10 protein-coding genes are annotated in these 18,525 nt (G+C 73.5%); 6 read left to right on the top strand and 4 right to left on the bottom strand.

Annotation, left to right across the window (positions count from 1 at the left end):
• Positions 1-11: 11 nt before the first annotated feature.
• Positions 12-9,674 (top strand): type I polyketide synthase, encoded by a 9,663-nt coding sequence (locus IO40_RS0130095; protein ID WP_267881832.1) that lies wholly within the window; start codon positions 12-14, stop codon positions 9,672-9,674.
• Positions 9,675-9,811: 137 nt separating this feature from the next.
• On the opposite strand, the gene IO40_RS0130090 is transcribed toward IO40_RS0130095, so the two are convergent.
• The 3 genes from IO40_RS0130090 to IO40_RS0130080 are packed head-to-tail and all read right to left on the bottom strand — an operon-like array spanning position 9,812 to position 12,164.
• Positions 9,812-10,561: an ABC transporter permease gene (locus tag IO40_RS0130090; RefSeq protein ID WP_051719325.1), complete on the bottom strand. Its 750-nt coding sequence runs from the start codon at positions 10,559-10,561 to the stop codon at positions 9,812-9,814.
• A 53-nt stretch (positions 10,562-10,614) separates the two neighbouring features.
• Complete coding sequence (locus IO40_RS0130085) at positions 10,615-11,664, bottom strand: ABC transporter ATP-binding protein (protein WP_031176516.1); 1,050 nt, start codon at positions 11,662-11,664, stop codon at positions 10,615-10,617.
• Entirely contained in the window at positions 11,649-12,164 is a 516-nt protein-coding gene (locus IO40_RS0130080) for a YceI family protein (protein ID WP_031176515.1), read from the bottom strand. Before IO40_RS0130080 ends, IO40_RS0130085 begins: the two co-directional genes overlap by 16 nt.
• Before the next feature lie 303 nt (positions 12,165-12,467).
• Between IO40_RS0130080 and IO40_RS0130075 the strand changes: the two genes are divergently transcribed.
• The 3 genes from IO40_RS0130075 to IO40_RS0130065 all read left to right on the top strand — a co-directional run bounded on the left by IO40_RS0130075 (position 12,468) and on the right by IO40_RS0130065 (position 15,386).
• Positions 12,468-13,667, top strand: a complete 1,200-nt coding sequence (locus tag IO40_RS0130075; protein WP_031176514.1) for a sensor histidine kinase — start codon at positions 12,468-12,470, stop codon at positions 13,665-13,667.
• A gap of 2 nt (positions 13,668-13,669) precedes the next feature.
• On the top strand, positions 13,670-14,320 hold the full coding sequence (locus tag IO40_RS0130070; protein WP_031176513.1) for a response regulator: 651 nt from the start codon (positions 13,670-13,672) through the stop codon (positions 14,318-14,320).
• A 76-nt stretch (positions 14,321-14,396) separates the two neighbouring features.
• Positions 14,397-15,386, top strand: a complete 990-nt coding sequence (locus IO40_RS0130065; RefSeq protein WP_031176512.1) for a hypothetical protein — start codon at positions 14,397-14,399, stop codon at positions 15,384-15,386.
• A gap of 84 nt (positions 15,387-15,470) precedes the next feature.
• Here IO40_RS0130065 and IO40_RS0130060 read toward each other — a convergent pair whose 3' ends face one another.
• Positions 15,471-16,553: an AMP-binding protein gene (locus IO40_RS0130060; RefSeq protein ID WP_031176511.1), complete on the bottom strand. Its 1,083-nt coding sequence runs from the start codon at positions 16,551-16,553 to the stop codon at positions 15,471-15,473.
• A 201-nt stretch (positions 16,554-16,754) separates the two neighbouring features.
• Between IO40_RS0130060 and wrbA the strand changes: the two genes are divergently transcribed.
• Positions 16,755-17,378: an NAD(P)H:quinone oxidoreductase gene (gene wrbA / locus IO40_RS0130055; protein WP_031176510.1), complete on the top strand. Its 624-nt coding sequence runs from the start codon at positions 16,755-16,757 to the stop codon at positions 17,376-17,378.
• Between the two features lie 60 nt (positions 17,379-17,438).
• Entirely contained in the window at positions 17,439-18,482 is a 1,044-nt protein-coding gene (locus IO40_RS0130050) for a methyltransferase (protein WP_031176509.1), read from the top strand.
• The last annotated feature ends 43 nt before the right edge of the window (positions 18,483-18,525 follow it).

Genomic DNA, 18,525 nt, shown 5'->3' with positions numbered 1-18,525 from the left:
AGGGTCGTTGGCTGGAGGTCAGTCACGCCTTCCACTCGGCGCTCATGGACCCGATGCTGGCCGAGTTCACCGAGGCGGCGGCCACCGTCGAGTATGCCCATCCCCGGGTACCGATCGTGTCCACCCTCACCGGCGAGCAGGTCGAGGAGTTCTCCGCGTCGTACTGGGCGGACCAGGTGCGCGGCACCGTGCGCTTCGCCGATGCGATCACCCGCCTCAAGGCCCTGGGCGTGGCCCGTTTCGTGGAGCTGGGTCCGGACGCCACCCTCATGGCCGCCGTCGAGGAAACATGCGGCGACGACGTGCTCGCCGTCCCCGTGCTGCACCGCAAACGTGCCGAAGCCACCACCGCCGTCACCGCCCTCGCACACCTGTGGGCGGACGGTGCTGAGGCCGACTGGGCGGCGTTCTTCGCCCCGACCGGCGCCCGGACCGTCGAGCTGCCCACCTACGCCTTCCAGCACGAACGCTACTGGCCCACCGCTCGTCTGACCGTCGGCCCGCTGCCGCTCGGCTCGACGCGGGCCGGGCATCCCCTGTTGCAGGCCGTGATCAGCGTGGCGGGTTCCGGGGACGTGCTGCTGCTGGGCGGGCTTTCCGCGCAGGCGCAGCCGTGGCTGGCCGATCATCAGGTCGCCGACCGGATCGTGTTTCCCGGCACCGGGTTCCTCGAACTCGCTCTGTGCGCCGGTGAGCGGGTCGGCTGCGAGCGCGTCGAGGAGTTGACGCTCACGGCCCCGCTGGTGATCCCGGAGACGGGGGTCGTGCATCTGCAACTGCTGGTCGGGGCGTCGGACGCCGGCGGTTGCCGTTCCCTCCAGGTGTCGTCCCGGCGGGACGACGAACCGGCCGAGCGGTGGACGCTCCATGCCACCGGCCTGCTCGCACCGGCTCCGGACGCCGACGAACCGGGGGAGGCGGAGTACGGCCTGGCCCAATGGCCCCCGGACGGCGCGCAGGAGCTGCCGCTGGACGGGCTCTACGACGGGCTGGCCGGTCTGGGGCTGCGGTACGGGCCGGTCTTCTGCGGACTGCGCCGGGTGTGGCGGCGCGGTGCCGAACTCTTCGCCGAGGCGCTGCTCACCGACCCGGCACAGCCGGACACCGACGCGTTCCGTGTGCATCCGGCGGTGCTGGACTCGGTGCTGCACTCGATGGCGCTCGGTGCCGCGGAGGACACCGGGCCGGACGTCGGCCAGGACGCTCGCGGGCGGCTGCCGTTCTCCTGGAGCGGGGTGACGCTGCACGCGGTGGGAGCCACGGCGGTGCGGGCGCGTCTGACGCCCGGCGGACCGGACAGCGTCACGCTCCGGGTGGCCGACGTCTCCGGGCGGCCCGTCGCGGAGGTGGACTCGCTCACGCTCCGGCCGATGGCCGCGGACCCCGCTCCGGACCCGTCGGCGGAAGCGGTCCCGCGTGACGCCCTGTTCCGGGTCGCCTGGACACCGGTCCGGGCACCGGTCGCCGACGCGCCCGACTGGGTCGTCCTCGACGGGGACGATGTACTGCCCGGCGGCGAGCGGTACCCGGACCTGGCGGTGCTGCGCGCAGCAGTCGAAGCCGGACGGGCCGTGCCGGAGGTGGTGGTGACCGCCGCAGGGCCGTCGTCCGGCGCGGAATCGGCCCAGGCCATCCACGACGCTGTGCTGCGGGCCCTCGCGCTGGTCCAGGAGTGGCTCTCGGACGAGCGGTTCGCGGCCAGCAGGCTGGTCCTCGTGGCCGACGGCGCGGTACCGGCCAGACCCGAGGACGTGGTGCGGGACCTGCCGGGCGCGGCGGTCTGGGGTCTGGTGCGGTCGGCGCAGTCCGAGCACCCGGGCCGCTTCCAGCTCGTGGACGGCCGCGCCGGCTTCGCCGCCGCGATCGGCTCGGCGGAGCCGCAGCTCGCGGTGCGGGACGGTGCGCTGTTCGCCTGCTGGCTCACCGGCGTGCCGGCGCCACCGCAGCCGTCCCAGGCAGCAGAGCCGTCCCAGGCAGCGGAGCCGTCCCGGGCAGCGGACACGTCCCCGGCAGTGGGCACGGCCCGGGCAGCGGACACGGCCCGGGCAGCGGACACGGCCCGGGCAGTGGGCACGTCCCCGGCAACGGACACGCCCCGGGCGGTGAACACGGCCCCGGCAGCGCACCGGTCCCCGGGACCGGACAGTGCCCCGGCACCGGACAGCGCCCCGCCAGCTGACAGCGCCCGGGAAGTGAACAACGCCCGGGAAGTGCAGAGCACCCGGGAAGCGGACCCGGCGGGTACGGCCCGGTCGGCCCCGTCGGCCCGGCCGGCGGCCCCGGTCTGGGAGCCGAGCGGCACCGTGCTCGTCACCGGTGCCACCGGACACCTCGGCGGGGTGATCGCCCGCCACCTCGTCACCGCGCACGGCGTGCGCCATCTGCTGCTGCTCAGCCGCCGGGGTGCGGCGGCGCCGGGCGCGGCCGAGCTGGTCGCCGGACTGACCGCACTGGGCGCCGAGGTCACCCTGGTGGCGTGCGACGCGGCGGACCGGGCCGCGCTGGCGGCCGTTCTCGACACCGTCCCGGCGGAGCACCCGCTCACCGGAGTCGTGCACACGGCCGGTGTGATCGCCGACGCGACGGTGGCGTCGCTGAGCCCCGAGCAGGTGCGGCAGGTGCTGCGTCCGAAGGTGGACGCCGCGCTCAACCTGCACGAGCTGACGGCGACCGCGCCCCTCACGGCGTTCGTGCTGTACTCCTCGGTCTCGGCCGCGCTCGGCGCTCCAGGGCAGGGCAACTACGCCGCCGCGAACGCGTTCCTCGACGCGCTCGCCGAGCGGCGCGCGGCAGAAGGGCTTCCCGGGCTCTCGCTGGGCTGGGGGCTGTGGGCCGGGCCGGGCGAGCTGACCGACGCGCTCGGCGAGGCCGATCTGCGCCGTATGGCCCGTGGCGGGATGGTGCCGCTGACTGCTTCGGACGGCACCGCCCTGTTCGATCTGGCGGGTGCGTCGGGGCATGCGGCGGTGCTGCCCGTACGGCTCGATCTGGCCGCCCTGCGGCAGACCGCCGACCGGCTGCCGCCGGTGTTCCGCTCCCTGGTGCCGGCTCCCCGGCGGCGGGCGGCCCGCGCCGACACCGCGGCGGCTGCCTCGCTCGTCGACGAGCTGCTGCCGTTGTCGCCCGAGGACCGGCTGGCCGCCCTGCGCTCTCTCGTGCAGGCGCAGGCCGCGACCGTGCTCGGCCATGACACGCCGGACGACGTGGGGGTGGACCAGCCGTTCCGTGAGCTCGGCTTCGACTCGCTCACCGCCGTCGAACTGCGCAACCATCTGGGCGCGGTGACCGGCCTGCGGCTGTCCGCGACCCTGGTCTTCGACCATCCGACCGCCGAAGCCGTGGCACGCCACCTGCGGGATGGGCTGCTCGGGGACGAACGGCCGCGGCAGGCCACCAGCCGGCCGGTGCGGCGGACGGCGGCTGCCGACGATCCGGTCGTCATCGTCGGCATGGCCTGCCGGTACCCCGGCGGGGTCCGGACCCCGGACGATCTGTGGAACATGGTGGTCTCCGGCGGCGACGGCATCACGCCGTTCCCCACCGACCGCGGCTGGGACCTGGAGCGGCTGTACGACGCGGACCCGGACGCCGGTGGGGCGAGCTATGTGTGGGAAGGCGGCTTCCTGCACGACGCGGCCGAGTTCGACGCGGCGTTCTTCGGCATCTCGCCGCGTGAGGCGATGGTCATGGACCCGCAGCAGCGGCTGCTGCTGGAGACGTCCTGGGAGGCGGTCGAGTCCGCCGGTGTCGACCCGGCCGAGCTGCGGGGACAGAGCACCGGCGTGTTCGCCGGCGTCATGTACCACGACTACCTTGCGCGGTTGCCGACCGTCCCCGAGGGCGCCGAAGGGTTCCTCGGCACCGGTTCGGCGGGCAGCGTGGTCACCGGTCGGGTCGCCTACCTCCTCGGTCTGCAAGGGCCGGCGGTGACCGTGGACACCGCGTGCTCCTCCTCGCTGGTGGCGATGCACCTGGCCGCGCAGGCGCTGCGGGAGGGCGAGTGCGACACGGCGCTGGCCGGCGGCGTGACCGTGATGGCCACCCCGGGCACCTTCGTCGACTTCAGCCGCCAGCGCGGGCTGGCCCCCGACGGCCGGTGCAAGTCCTTCGCGTCCGCGGCCGACGGCACCGGGTGGGCGGAGGGCGTGGGCATGCTGCTGCTTGAGCGGCTGTCCGACGCGCGCCGCAACGGGCACCGGGTGCTCGCCGTGCTGCGCGGCTCGGCCGTCAACCAGGACGGTGCCTCCAACGGGCTCACCGCGCCCAACGGGCCTTCCCAGGAACGCGTCATCCGCCAGGCGCTGACCCGCGCGGGGCTGCGGCCGGCGGAGGTGGACGCCGTCGAGGGGCACGGCACCGGCACCGTGCTCGGTGACCCGATCGAGGCGCAGGCGCTCCTTGAGACCTACGGCCAGGACCGGCCCGCTGACCGGCCGCTGTGGCTCGGCTCGATCAAGTCGAACATCGGCCACGCCCAGGCCGCGGCCGGTGTCGGCGGCGTCATCAAGATGGTGCAGGCGATGCGGCACGGTGTGCTGCCGCCGACGCTGCACGTGGACGAGCCGACCGAGCAGGTCGACTGGTCGGCCGGGCACATCGAACTGCTCACCGAGGCGGTGCCGTGGCCGGTGGCCGGCCGGCCACGGCGCGCGGGCGTCTCCTCCTTCGGCATCAGCGGCACGAACGCGCACGTCATCCTGGAGGCCCCGGCATCCGGCCCGGCGGACACCCCGGAGCCCGCGGCCAGGCCGGCGCCGCCGGTGCTGCCGCTGCTGGTGTCCGGGCGCACCCGGACCGCGGTCCGCGCCCAGGCCGCCGCCCTGCGCGAGCACCTGGTGCGGCATCCCGGACTCGCCCCGCTCGACGTCGGCTTCTCCCTCGCCACCACGCGTACCGTCTTCGACCACCGCGCGGTCGCGGCCGGCACCGACCGCGAGGAACTGCTGGCCGGCCTCGACGCGATCGCATCCGACAGCGCCGCGCCGGGCGTGGCGTACGGCCGGGCCGCACCGCGCCGCGTGGCGTACCTGTTCACCGGGCAGGGCAGCCAGCGGCTCGGCATGGGCAGGGAACTGTACGGGGCGTCACCGGTGTTCGCCGCGGCCCTGGATACCGTGTGCGCTCGCCTCGACGCGGAAGGGGCCGCTCCCGGCAGGCCGCTGCGCGAGGTGATGTTCGCCGACGAGCAGGCGCTGGCCCGGACGGGCTGGGCGCAGCCGGCGCTGTTCGCACTGGAGGTCGCCCTCTACCGGCTGCTGGAGTCCTACGGCGCCACACCCGACTGTCTGGTGGGGCACTCGGTCGGCGAGCTGGCCGCGGCGCACGTGGCCGGGGTATTGACACTGGACGACGCCTGCCGGCTGGTGGCGGCCCGCGGCCGGCTGATGCAGGCGCTTCCCCAGGGCGGCGCGATGCTCGCGCTGCGGGCCTCGGCGGCCGATGTCGCTCCGCTGCTGGGGCCCGGAGTGGACCTCGCCGCCGTCAACGGCCCCTCGTCGGTGGTGCTCTCGGGCGACGAGGAGGCCGTGCTCGCGGTGGCCGAACGGTTCCCCGGCCGTCCCGGCAAGCGGCTGCGGGTGAGCCACGCCTTCCACTCGGCGCGTATGGAGCCGATGCTGGACCGGCTGCGCGCCGTCGCCGAATCGGTGACGTACCACCCCGCGCGCATCCCCGTCGTGCCGACCTGCGGCCGGGAGCAGGACGCCGGCCGCTTCGGGGACCCCGGGTACTGGGTGCGGCAGGCCCGCGAGACCGTGCGCTTCCACGACGCGGTCACCCGGCTGCGCGACGAGGGCGTGCGGACCTTCGTCGAACTCGGCCCGGACCCCGTCCTGGTGGCCGCGGTCGACGAGTGCCTGGCGGAGGAGGACGCCGCACAGAACGGGCAACCGGGCGCGGAGGAAGGGATGTTCACCGGGGCGGTGCTGCGCCGCGGCCGGTCCGAGACCGGGACCCTCGCCGGGGTGCTCGGCCCGCTGCTGGCGCACGGCACCCGGGTCCCGGCGCGGGCGTGTTACGAGGGGACCGGCGCGCGCCGCGTCGAGCTGCCGACGTACGCCTTCCAGCGGCAGCGGTACTGGGCCGAGGCCGGCGCGGCTCCGGCCGACCTGGCAGCCGCCGGACTGACCGGCGCCGCACACCCGCTGCTGGGCGCCTGCGTACCGCTGTCCGGTGGGGGAGACCCGGAAGTCTCCTCGGGTGGCGGGGGCGGATTCGTGTGCACCGGCAGGCTCGGCGCCGGCGGCACATGGCTGGCCGACCATCGCGTCGGCGGCACCCCGGTGCTGCCGGGCACCGCGCTGGTCGAGCTGGCGGTGCACGCCGGTGACCACGTCGGCTGCGACCGGGTGGCCGAACTGGTCCTGTCCGCCCCGCTGCGCCTCGACGCTGGCGAGCGGCAGCTCCAGGTCGTCGTCGAGCCCTCCGAGGAGATCGCGGGAGCCGGCGGCCACACCGTGCGGATCTCCTCACGCCCTGCCGACGCGCCCGCCGGGGAGCCCTGGACCCTGCACGCCAGCGGCACGCTGGCCACAGGTGTGGAGGAGCCCGAGCCGTTCGCGTTCGGCGTCTGGCCCCCGCACGGCGCGCAGGAGGTGCCGCTCGACGGGCTCTACGAGGAGCGTCAGGAGGACGGTGCCGCAGGCGGGTCGGAAGAGGACGCGGCGGACGGCATCCACTACGGCCCGGCCTTCCGGGGCCTGCGCGCGCTGTGGCGGCGTGACGACGAGCTGTACGCCGAGGTGACGCTGCCCGAGCCGGTCAGTGCCGAGGCCGGGCGCTACGGCCTGCATCCGGCGCTCCTCGACGCCGCCTTGCACTCGCTGGCGTATCTGCTGCCCGACGCCGCCGGCCGCCTCGTGCCGTTCTCGTTCGGCGATGTCGCGCTGCACCGGCACGGTGCCACGACGCTGCGGGTCTCACTGGTCGCGACGGGGCCCGAGCAGGTGACGGTCAGCGCCGCCGACCCCGCGGGGCAGGCCGTCGCCACGGTCGGAGCGCTGGCCCTGCGTCCGCTCACCGCCGGCCACGCCCAGCCCGGCCGGCGGGGGGACGCGCTGTTCCGGGTGGACTGGACGCCGCTGCCCGCGCGTGAGCCGGGGCCCGAGTCCCGGCGCTGTGTGCTGGTCGGCCCGGACGCCCTCGGCATCGGCGACGTACTGACCGGGGCGGGGGTGTGGGTCGAGTCCTTCGCGGACCTCGACGCGCTGTCGGCCGCGGCGCGCGACGGAATGACCCTCCCGGAGCTGGTCCTGGTCCCCTTCGGCTCCCCGGCCGGGGCCGAACTCACGCGCTCGGTGCGGGACATCACCGGGGCAGCGCTGCGGACGGCGCAGGACTGGCTCGCGGAGGAGCGGTTCGCCGGCGCCCGGCTCGCTTTCGTCACGCGCGGCGCGCTCGGCGACGGCACGGCCCGTCCCGGCGACCTGGCCTGCGCACCCTTGTGGGGACTGATACGCACGGCCCAGTCGGAGAACCCGGGCCGCTTCCTGCTCGTCGACCTCGACGGGCAGGACGCCTCCGCACTGGCGCTGCCCGCCGCCTTCGACGCCGGGGAACCCCAACTCGCCGCCCGCGAAGGACAGCTGTACGCCGCCCGGCTCGGCCGGGTGCCGGGCCCGCCGCCCCGGGGGGAGGCCGCACCGCAGGCGCCCGGGACCAGCCCGCAGGACGTCCCAGGGGAGGTGCCCGGGGACGGGCCCGAGGGCTGGGACCCGGACGGCACCGTGCTCGTCACCGGTGCCACCGGCGCCCTCGGCGGACTGGTCGCCCGGCACCTGGCCGGCCGGTGGGGAGTGCGCCGGCTGCATCTACTCAGCCGCAGCGGACCGGACGCTCCCGGGGCAGAGGAACTGCGGGCGGAACTCGCCGGGCTCGGCGCCGAGGCCACGATCGTCGGCTGTGACGCCGCCGACCGGACGGCGCTGGCCGAGGCCCTGGCGGCCATCGGCCCGGAGCATCCGCTCACCGCCGTGGTCCATCTCGCCGGAGTCCTCGACGACGGTGTGCTCACCTCGCTCACCCCGGACCGCTTCGAGGCGGTGCTGCGTGCCAAGGCGGACGCCGCCTGGCACCTGCACGAACTCACCCGGGACCGGCAGCTCGCCGGCTTCGTGCTGTTCGGCTCCTCGGCCGCCACGTTCGGCACCCCGGGGCAGGCCAACTACGCCGCCGCCAACGCCTTCCTCGACGCGCTGGCCGAACAGCGGCGGGCCGACGGGCTGCCCGCCCGGTCGCTGGCGTGGGGAGCGTGGCAGCGCGGCATGGCCGGCCGCCTCGACGAGGCGGACCGCGGCCGGATGGCCCGCGGCGGCGTGCTCGCCCTCGACGACGCCGAAGGTCTCGGCCTGCTCGACGCCGCGCTGCGCACCGACGCCGCCTCGCTCGTGCCCGTCCGGCTCGACACCGCGGCGCTGGGCCCCGACCCCGCACCGCTGCTGCGCGGCCTGGCCCGGCCCGCCGCCCGGCGGGCCACGGCCGGCGCGGGCACCGACCGGGCGACGGCCCGACGGCTGCGGGCCCTGGACGAGCCGGCCCGCCGCGGGGCGCTGCTCGATCTGGTGCGCGGCACCACCGCCACCGTGCTCGGGCATCCCTCCGCCGAGGAGGTCGAGCCGGACCGGCTCTTCCTGGAACTCGGCCTCGACTCGCTGACCTCGGTCGAGCTGCGCAACGCCCTGGCCACCGCCACCGGTCTGGCACTGCCCGCCACCGTCGTCTTCGACCACGCCTCACCGGCCGAACTGGCCGAGCACCTGCACACCCGGCTCGGCACCGACCCGGCGGAAACGTCCGGTCCGTCCGGCCCGGCCGGTCCCACCGCAGGCCCGGTTCCCGCACCCGGCCCCGGGACCGACGAGACCATCGGCCGGCTGTTCCGCCGGGCCGGCACCGAGGGCCGGCTGTACGAGGGCTTCGAGCTGCTGCAGAGCGTCGCCCGGCTCCGCGACACCTTCGCCGACGCCTCCGAGGTGCACCCCGCGCCCACCGCCGTCCGGCTGGCCAAGGGCCCGCGGCCGGTGCGGCTGATCTGCCTCAGCTCCTACGTGGCGCTCGCCGGCGTGCACCAGTACGCGCGGTTCGCCTCGTCGTTCCGCGACGTGCGGGACGTGACCGCCCTGGCGGTCGCCGGGTTCGCGGCCGGAGAACCGCTGCCGGCCACGGAGGACGCTCTCGTCGGACTGCTGGCGCGTATGGTCCGCGAACAGGCCGGCGACGAGCCGTACGCGCTGCTGGGCATGTCCTCCGGCGGGGTCCTGGCGTATGCGACGGCCGCGCGTCTGGAGCAGGAGGGCGGCGGACCGGCGGGAGTCGTGCTGCTGGACACCTATGTGCCCGGTGACGAGTCGCTCGACCAGTTCGGGGACCAGTTGCTCGGCGGCATGTTCGAACGGGAGGCCGACTTCGCTCTCATGGATGCCGCCCGGCTGTCCGCGATGAGCTGGTACTTCAACCTGCTGGGCCGGTGGCGGCCCGGCAAGCTCGCCGCTCCCGTGCTCCTGGTGCGCTCCAGCCAACCGCTGAACGGGAAGGAGCTGGCGCCCGAGGAGTGGCAGACCGGCTGGACCGAGGCCGACCACACCGTGGACGTGCCCGGCAACCACTTCACCATGATGGAGGACCTCTCGGACAGCACGGCCCGCGTCGTCGACGCCTGGCTGGACGAACTGCGCTGACGTGCGCGCTGACTGACGCCCCCTGTGCACGGGTGGCACAGAGGCCGTGACCCTGCCGGGGGATGCAGGAGTCACGGCCTCTGCCGCTGCGGGGCGCGGTACGGGGGAACCACGTCGGCCCGCAGTCCGGGGAGTGGTCATTCGGGCCGCGGGTCCCAGCGGAACCGGCGGACGGCCACCACCGCGCCGAGCACGCCCCACACCAGCAGGACGCCGCAGTCCCGCCAGGCGAAGCCGGCGTCCGCGTCGGTGAAGGCCGCGAGCAGGGCGTCGTTGAACGGTTTCACCGGCAGCGCACCCGTGACGACGCTCAGCACGTCGGAGTGGATCGGCATGTAGGTACCGGAGATGAACACCATCGGGAACAGGATGAACTGCACGACGGACGGCGCGGCCTCCGCGTTGCGGATCAGCGAGCCCACCGCGACGCCCAGCGCGCAGAACGCCGCGGCGCCGAGCAGCACCGTCACGACGAGCACCGGCCACTGGGACGCGGACGGCAGCGGGACGCCGTAGGCGCGGCCGATCGCGGTGATGAGCACGGTGTCGACGGTGCTCACCAGGGCGCAGTGCGCCAGCAGGCCCGTGAAGTACATGGAGGCGGGCAGGGGAGTGGCCCGGACGCGTTTGAGGATCCCGTTCTGCCGCCGCGCCGCGAGTACGATCGCCAACTGGCTGTAGCAGGCGCCCAGGATGGACAGCGCCGTGATGGTGGCGATGTAGTACTGCAACGCCGACCGCCCGTAGAAGAACGAGCTCTTCCCGACGTCGCCGAACAGCAGGCCGAACGCCCCGATCACCACGATCGGCAGGATGAAGGTGAAGAACGCGCTCTGCGGATTGCGCCAGAACGTCAGCTGCTCGTAGCGGATCTGATGCCACAGCATGGCGAGGCCGCGGCCGGGGCCCGGACGGGCCGCGGTGTGCGGGACGGCGGTGCTCACGGTGTGCTCCCTTCGGAGGTCTTCCCCGGGGCGCCTTTGCGGGCTCTTCCCCGCTTCTTGTGCGGGGTGTCCGCCGGCACCCCCCGGCCGGAGCCGGTCAGCCGCAGATAGATGTCCTCCAGGGTCGGCCGGTCCACCGTCAGCTGGGCGAGTTCCGTGTCCCGGGCCAGCGCCCAGCCGGTGAGCTGGTGCAGCGTCCCGGTCGGCTCCGCGGACTCCACGGTGACCAGCCCGTCCTCGCTGGGCAGGGCCGCCACCGGAAGGTCCTCGGGGGAGCAGCCGGGCGGCAGCGCGAAACGGATCCGGGCCCGCTCGGTGTTGCGGCCCCCGAGGGTGGCCGGGGTGCCCTCGTCCACGATCCGCCCGTCGGCGATGACCGCCACCCGGTCGGCCAGCTCCTGGGCCTCTTCCATGTAGTGCGTGGTCAGCAGGATGGTGGTCCCGGCGTCCCGCAGGGCTCGCACGAGCTGCCAGGCGCTCCGGCGCGCGTTGGGGTCGAACCCGGTCGTCGGCTCGTCGAGGAACAGCAGCGCCGGGTCACCGATCATCCCCAGGGCGAGGTCCAGGCGGCGCTTCTGCCCGCCGGAGAGCGAGCGGACCTTCTTCTTCTCCATCCCGGCGAGGCCGACCAGCTCGATCACCTCGTCGATGTCGCGCGGAGCCGGGTAGTAGCCCGCGTTGCGGGCGACCGTCTCGCGCACCGTGAGATAGGGCTCGACGGCGATGTCCTGGAGCACCAGTCCGATCCGCTCGCGCAGGGTCCGCGCGGTGGCCCGCTCGCCCGGGTCGAGGCCGAGCACATCGACCCGCCCGGAGTCCGCGTCCCGGGTGCGGAACCCTTCGAGGATCTCCATGGTGGTGGTCTTGCCGGCGCCGTTGGGGCCGAGCAGCGCGAAGATCTCGCCGTGCCGCACGGTGAAGCTCACCCCGCGCACCGCCTGCACCGGCCCGTAGCTCTTCTTCAGGTCCTCCACCACGACCGCGTCCGCGGTGCGGGTCTGCTCCGCGTCGCGGGCCGCGGCCGTCGGTGTCACCGGCGCACGCATGTGGCCTCCAGCGTCAGGTCGAGCACACGCCCCGCCATGGCGCGGGCCGCCGTGATCCCGAAGTCCGTACGGTCGATCCTGGCCGTGGCCCGGACGGTGAACGTCTCCTCGGCCACCTCCGAGTGCACGACCGACAGGCTCACGGGCCGCTCGACGCCGCACGCGGTGAGCGTGCCGGAGACGGTCGTGGTGTCCACCCGCTCCGAGACGAACGTGAACAGGGGACGGCGGTCGGTGTCGAGGAACTTCGCCGACCGCACCGCGGCGTCCCGCTGTTCGTTCCCGCTGCTGATGCTCCCGGCGTCTACTTCCACCCGCACACTCGACTCGGACAGGGGCTCGGCCACCTCGACCGTGCCCGCCCGGATCCCGAACGTGCCGTGCACCGGCAGGAGATTGAAGAAGTGCCGCGAGGTGAACGCGATCGACGAGCGGGACGTGTCGATCGTGTAGTGCCCGAGCCGGGGGATCGCCGTGGCGTTGCTGCCCGTCGTATTCATGCCACCCAGTGCACCGCACCGGCACCGCCCCGCGGCAGGGCCGCCGGTCGTTTCCGGATACGACGAACGGCGGGTCGTCGCGGGCGGCATACGACTTTCGTAGGGTCCGCACGGAACGGAGGTAGGTTCTTCCCGCACCGGCCGCCCGGCAGCCGCCCCCCGGCTTACCCGTGAAACGCCCGTCACCCGCCCGGAACCGTGGGCCGCCGCCCCGGAATGCCTCGCTCGGCGAAGAACGGCCAAGCACCCCGCCGTTGATCCGGAGCGGGCCGAACGGCAGTGCGTGTGCCCTACAGTGAGGGCATGACAGAGGGGGGTCCCTGGCACCGCCGGCACTGGGTCGCCGTGGATGTGGCGATCGCGGTCGCCTTCGTGCTGCTCGACACCGTGACGACGCTGGCCGGCACCACGTGGTGGCCGCGGGACCCGGGCACCGGGGCCTGGGTCCTGCTGGGTGCGCAGATACTCGCCGGCGGCACGCTGGCCGTCCGCCGCGTCGCGCCGCTCACCGTCGTCGGGGTGCTCGCCGCGTTCACCCTCACGGTGACCTTGCTCGTCTCACCTGCGGGGATGCTGGAGCCGGCGCACCCCGACGGCCTCTGGGCCCCCTACTCCACCCTGCCGGCCGCCTACGGCCCGCTGTTCTACCTGCAAAACCGCCGGATCGCCTTCGCCGTGCTCGCCGCCTTCACCGTCGTCGTCATGCGGCCGTGGGACTCCTCGTTCACCACCATGACGATCGGGCTGCTGCGCACCGCGGTCGGTCCGCTGCTCGCGCTGTACCTCGATGCCCGGAAACGGATGGTGCAGGCCCTGGTCGAACGGGCCGAACGTGCCGAGCGGGAGCAGCACCTGCTGGCCGAACAGGCGCGCGCCGAGGAGCGGGTGCGGCTGGCCGGCGAGATGCACGACGTCGTCACGCACCGGGTGAGTCTGATGGTGCTCCAGGCCGGAGCGCTGCGGGTGACCGCCGAGGACGAGAACACCCGGCAGGCCGCCGAGGAGCTGCGGGCCGCGGGCTGCCAGGCCCTCGACGAACTCCGGGACCTCGTCAGCATCCTGCGCACCCCATCCGACGGCGACCGCACCCCGTCGGTGGGCGGGTTCGACGATCTGGTCGCCGAATCGGCCGCGGTGGGCATACCCACCGAACTGGTCCAGGAAGGCGACCCGGCGCACGCCTCGCCCGTCGTCGGACGCGTCGCCTACCGGGTACTGCGTGAGGCGCTGACCAATGTGCGCAAGCATGCGCCGGGCGCCAGGGTGACCGTGCGGGTCGAATACGACGAGGCGCGGCTGCGGCTCACCGTGCACAACACGCCACCGACCGGCAGGCCGAGCAGCACCCTCGCCGGCTCCGGCTCGGGACTGGGCATCGCCCATCTGCGACAGCGCATCGACCTGGTGCACGGCAAGCTCCGCGCGGGCCCCAGCCCCGACGGCGGATTCAGCGTCGAGGCGACCCTGCCCGCGCACGTACCGACTGCGGAAACGACGGTGTGAGCATGCCCAGAGTGCTGGTGGTCGACGACGAGCCCATGGTGCGGGTGTTCCTGCGCACCATTCTCGGCTCGGCCGAGGACATCGAGGTCGTCGCCGACGAGGACGACGGCGCCGCCGGTCTCGCCGCCGTCGGACGCGACCGGCCGGACGTGGTGCTGATGGACCTGCGCATGCCGGGCATGGACGGGCTCACCGCGATCGAACGCATCAACGAGCTGCCGGAACCGCCGCACATCGTGGTGCTGACCACCTTCGACGCCGACCCGTACGTGCTGCGCGCCCTGCGGGCCGGCGCCACCGGCTTCCTGGTCAAGTCCACGCCGCCGGAGGAACTGATCGGGCTGGTGCGCTCGGCCGCGCAGGGCCACACCGTGCTGTCGCCCACCGTCGCCCGCCGGCTCATCGCCGCGTCGACGGACAGCCTCTCGGCCCGGGACCGCGCACGCGAGCTGATCGGCTCGCTGACCGAACGGGAGCTCCAGGTGCTGGCCGGTCTGGGTGAGGGACTGTCGAACGCGCAGATCGCGGCGCGGCTGTACCTCTCCGAGGCCACCATCAAGGGCTATGTGTCGCGCACCCTGGAGAAACTGGGCTGCGTCAACCGCACCCAGGCCGGGCTGCTCGCGCACGACGCCGGCATCGTCGACTCGTAACCGGGCGGCCCTCGCGCCTCTGGCAAAGTCCCTCGACTTCCTCCCCTAGCGTGACCGGCGTCATGGGAGGTGACACATGGCTCTGGCGTCCATATTCGGTACGAACCTCTTCCACTACGAGCCCAGCGGGGTCATCGAGTTCTACGACCGCTATCCGGCGGTGCGCGAGTCGTTCGCGCAGGCATCGGCGTGGACCGGCCTCGACGTGGAGACCCTGGTGCGGCAGAACGGGGACCACGACGACGAGGTGCGGCGGCGCGTGGTGTCCGTGGGGCTGGCCGCCGCCCAGCTCGGCATCCAGGACGTGCTCGCCGGGAAGGGGCTGCGCCCGCACATGACCGGCGGAATGAGCCTGGGCGGCATGGTCGCCTCGTGCGTCGCGGGGGCGTGCGAACGCCGGGAGCTGATGGATGTGCTGGTGCGCGGTGAACACCAGCCGCTGCACGCGACGACCGGGGAAGAGACGGGACAGGAGGAGCCCGGGCGGGCGGAGCCGGGCCGGGAGGAAGCCATCGCCTCCGCCTACCTGGGGCCGGACGACGACCCGGCCGGGCTGTACGCCGACCGTGACGGCATCTACCTGAGCTGCGACTTCGGCTGGGACGCGGACCGCAAGGTGCGGATCGTCATGCTCAGCGGCTACCGGGACGAGCTGGAGAAGCTCAGCGCCGAGACCGGCGGCATGGTCAACGTCACCGAGGGCGCCGACGTGGCGGTGCACAGCCCGCTGCGGGCCCGGGCCCGCGAGGCGACCCGCGAGCACGTCTCGGCCGTGTCGTTCACCGACCCGGAGCTGACGCTCTGCTCGTCCCTGGAACAGAAGACGCTGAAGCGTGCCGACGAGGTGCGCGCGATGTTCGTCGACAACGTCGTCGCGCCCATCAGCCTGGTGCATCTGACCCGCCAGCTGCACCGGCACGGCGCCGGACTGGGACTGGTCGTGGGCCCTTCGCCCATCCTGAACGCGCTGCGCTACCCGTTCCCCGTCGTCTTCGTCGACAGCCCGGACGCGGTGCCGCGGGCAGCGGCGGCGGTGTTCGAGCACGGGGTGCGGCTGCGCCGGTGACACGGCGGCCGGCGCCCTGCCACGGCGGACGGGGAGGCGGCGAGGAGGGGGCGGCGGGGGAGGGGCCCCGGCCGCCGCCCGGACTCAGTACAGGCCCTCGGGCCTCTCCGAGCTGACCTGGAGCGGCTGTACGTTGGCCACACCGTCGCAGGGCCACTCCTCCGAGGTCCGGAAGCGGATCGCCTGGTCGCGTTCGAGGATGTGGGGCAGGAACAGGTCCTCGTGCAGCACGGTCAGCCGCACCTGGCCCACCTCGCCGTAGTCCACGACGCGCCCGGGATCGGTCTTGTCGACCACGGTCATGGTCAGCTGCGGGTAGTTGGGCACGTAGGGGAGCGTGGCGCCCCCGTCGGGCGAGGGGAGGCCGTTGGCGCAGCCGAGGGTGTTGCCGTAGATGGTCCCGATCACCCCGCCGGGCATGGCCTCGGCGAACCTGCGGTAGGCGTCGGGGGTGAGCTGGGTGCCGCCGAGGTAGACCCCGGACAGACGCGCCACCAGATCGGGACGGCGGTTGATGAGGGCCTGCACCGTGGCGGGGGTGCTGTGCAGGTAGTCGACGGAGCAGGTCTCGAGGATGTCGGTGATCTGCTCGACGACGTGGTCGACGTACTCCTCCATCTCCAGCAGCCGGCCACCGCGGATGAGGTGCTTGATCCACCGTGCGTCGAGGTCGATGGTGTACACGGTGGACCCGGCCAGGTGGGCCAGGAAATCGGCCTCCTCGCCGACGATGTGCGGCCCGGTGGGGCCTGCGTGGAGCCAGGTGGCGCCGGGCCGGAACCCGGCCGCCAGCAAGCCGTGGAACCGCCAGGCGGTCCGGGCGGCCGTCATCTTCCCGGTGTAGAAGACACGGCCCGGTTTGCCCGTGGTGCCGCCGGTCTCCCGGACCCGGCCGCCGAGCGGACGCGGCACGGCGGTCGGGACGAGATCGGCCGGGTCGAAATCCCGCAGGACGGCGAGATCGAAGTGGCCGAATGCGGCCAGGTCGTCGTAGCCGGTGAGTGAGAGCGGGTCGAAGTCCAGCTCGTTACGGCGCTTGAGCCAGTAGGGGGACCCCGTTTCCGGATCGAATTGCCGCCGCAGCACGTGCCGTGTCCACTCGTCGAGGTCCCAGGCCAGCCAACCGTCGGTCAGCGATCTGGATTCCTCCGCGCTCATCGTCACCATGGCGGCAGTATCCGCAAGGACCGAATAGGGAATCCCCTAGTGTGCCCGGTCGCGGGGCCGGGACCAGGGGCGACGAGTCTAGCGTGAGGCACGCGAGGACCCTTTTGGCGGGAACGCGGGTACCGGCTCCGGCACTTCGCCTCTCGCTTCTCCTCCCGCCCCGTCATTCCTTCCCGCCGAGAATTTGGAGTCTGCTGCTCTATGGCCAGGATCGCAGTCATCGCTCACAGCCATGCCGGGTCGAACATGTCGTTGGCCGGTGCGGTCGCGGAAGGCGCCGCGAAGGAGGGGAACGATCACGACGTCCGTCTGCTGCGGGTCGCCGACATCCGCGGCGACGAGGCACTGGCCCGGGCGCCGCACACCGGAGCCCTGTTCACCGAGCGCGTCGCCCCGCACCCCGTCGCCACCCTCGACGATCTGGTCTGGGCCGACGCGATCATCCTGGGCAGCGGCACCCGGTTCGGCGGGATGGCGGCGTCGATGCGCCACTTCCTGGAGGGCGCCTCCGGGCTGTGGATGAACGGGGTGCTCCAGGGGAAGGTGGGTGCCGCGTTCTCCACGGCGTCGAGCCCGCACGGCGGTATGGAGCAGACCGTTCACGACCTGCTGACCGCGATGATGCACTTCGGCATGCTGATCGTCTCCCCCGGCTACGCCGACCCGGTGCAGTTCCGCGCCTCCAGCCCGTACGGGCCGGTCGCTCAGGCAGGCGGCCCCGAGGGGCTGATGCCGACCGACGGCGATCTGGAAGCGGCTCGCTTCACGGGCGCGCTGGTGGCCCGTACCGCCGCCCGCCTGTCGCCCGCCGAACCCGCCGCCTGAGCCGGCCCCGCTCCGGGCGAGGGCGTTCGGCGCGGCACCACACATCTTCGAAGGAGCGAAATGGAACTGTCGGAACTGCCCGTCGAGACGCAGCTCGAAATCATGCTGGCGGACCACTACCGGTTCCAGTATCTCGTCGCCGCGTGCCGGGCCGGTCTCTTCGTCGCGCTGGAGAACGAACCCGGTCTCTCCGTCAAGGACGTCGCGCAGCGGCTGGGCCTGGAGGAGCAGCCGGCCCGCATCCTCCTCCTGGGATGCACCGTGCTGGGTCTGCTGCGCAAGGAAGGCGGGAGCTATTACAACACCCCCCTGACGAAGGGGGTCAGCGGCGACTACGAGGGGACGATGACGTCGATCATCACCCGTGAGAGCCGCAATATGTACCGCGCGCTGACCTGGCTCCCCGAATCGGTGCAGGAGAACACCAACGTCGGCTTGCAGCGTGTCATGGCGGGGAATTCCGACAACCTCTACGAGCGGCTCACCGAAAACGCCGAGCTGGAGGCCGAATTCCACACGATGATGGCCTTCCACAGCCGGAAGTTCGGCGCGGCCATTAAGGAGAACCTCGACCTTTCCGGATATCGGCACCTGCTGGACGTCGGCGGCGGCACCGCCGCCAACGCGGAGAACCTCGCCGACCGCTGGCCCCATCTGCGTATGACGATCGCCGACCTGCCCTCGGTCGCGGACAAGGCCAGAAAGCGGGTCGGGGAGCTGGACCTGGCGGACAGGGTGGACGTCGCCGGCATCGACGCCTTCAGCGACGAGTTCCCGTCCGGCTGCGACGCGGTGCTCTTCGCGCACTTCCTGGAGATCTGGTCGCCCGAACGCATCCAGCAGCTCCTGGCCAAGGCGTACCGGGCGCTGCCGCCGGGCGGGGGTCTGTTCATCATCGCGCCCTACCAGCACGACGACGAGACGGGGCCCGTGCAGGCGGCGTATCTGTCCGCGTACTTCCTCGCCTTCGCCTCCGGCGAGGGGATGGTGTACACGGGCAGGGAGTTCGAGCAGTGGCTCGGCACAGCGGGCTTCGAGCTCACCTCGCGGACGGTCCTGGGCATGGAAGAGGCCATCATGCTCTGCGCACGCAAACCGTCGTAGTCCGCCGGCCCCTCCCGTGCCCGTGCCCCCCGCCACCGCGGCG

It is taken from the genome of Streptomyces albus subsp. albus (genome assembly GCF_000725885.1).
In the GTDB taxonomy this organism is placed as follows: Bacteria; Actinomycetota; Actinomycetes; order Streptomycetales; family Streptomycetaceae; genus Streptomyces; species Streptomyces albus.
The sequence above is the reverse complement of the archived record's forward strand: the minus strand, read 5'-3'. Positions and strand labels throughout refer to the sequence as shown.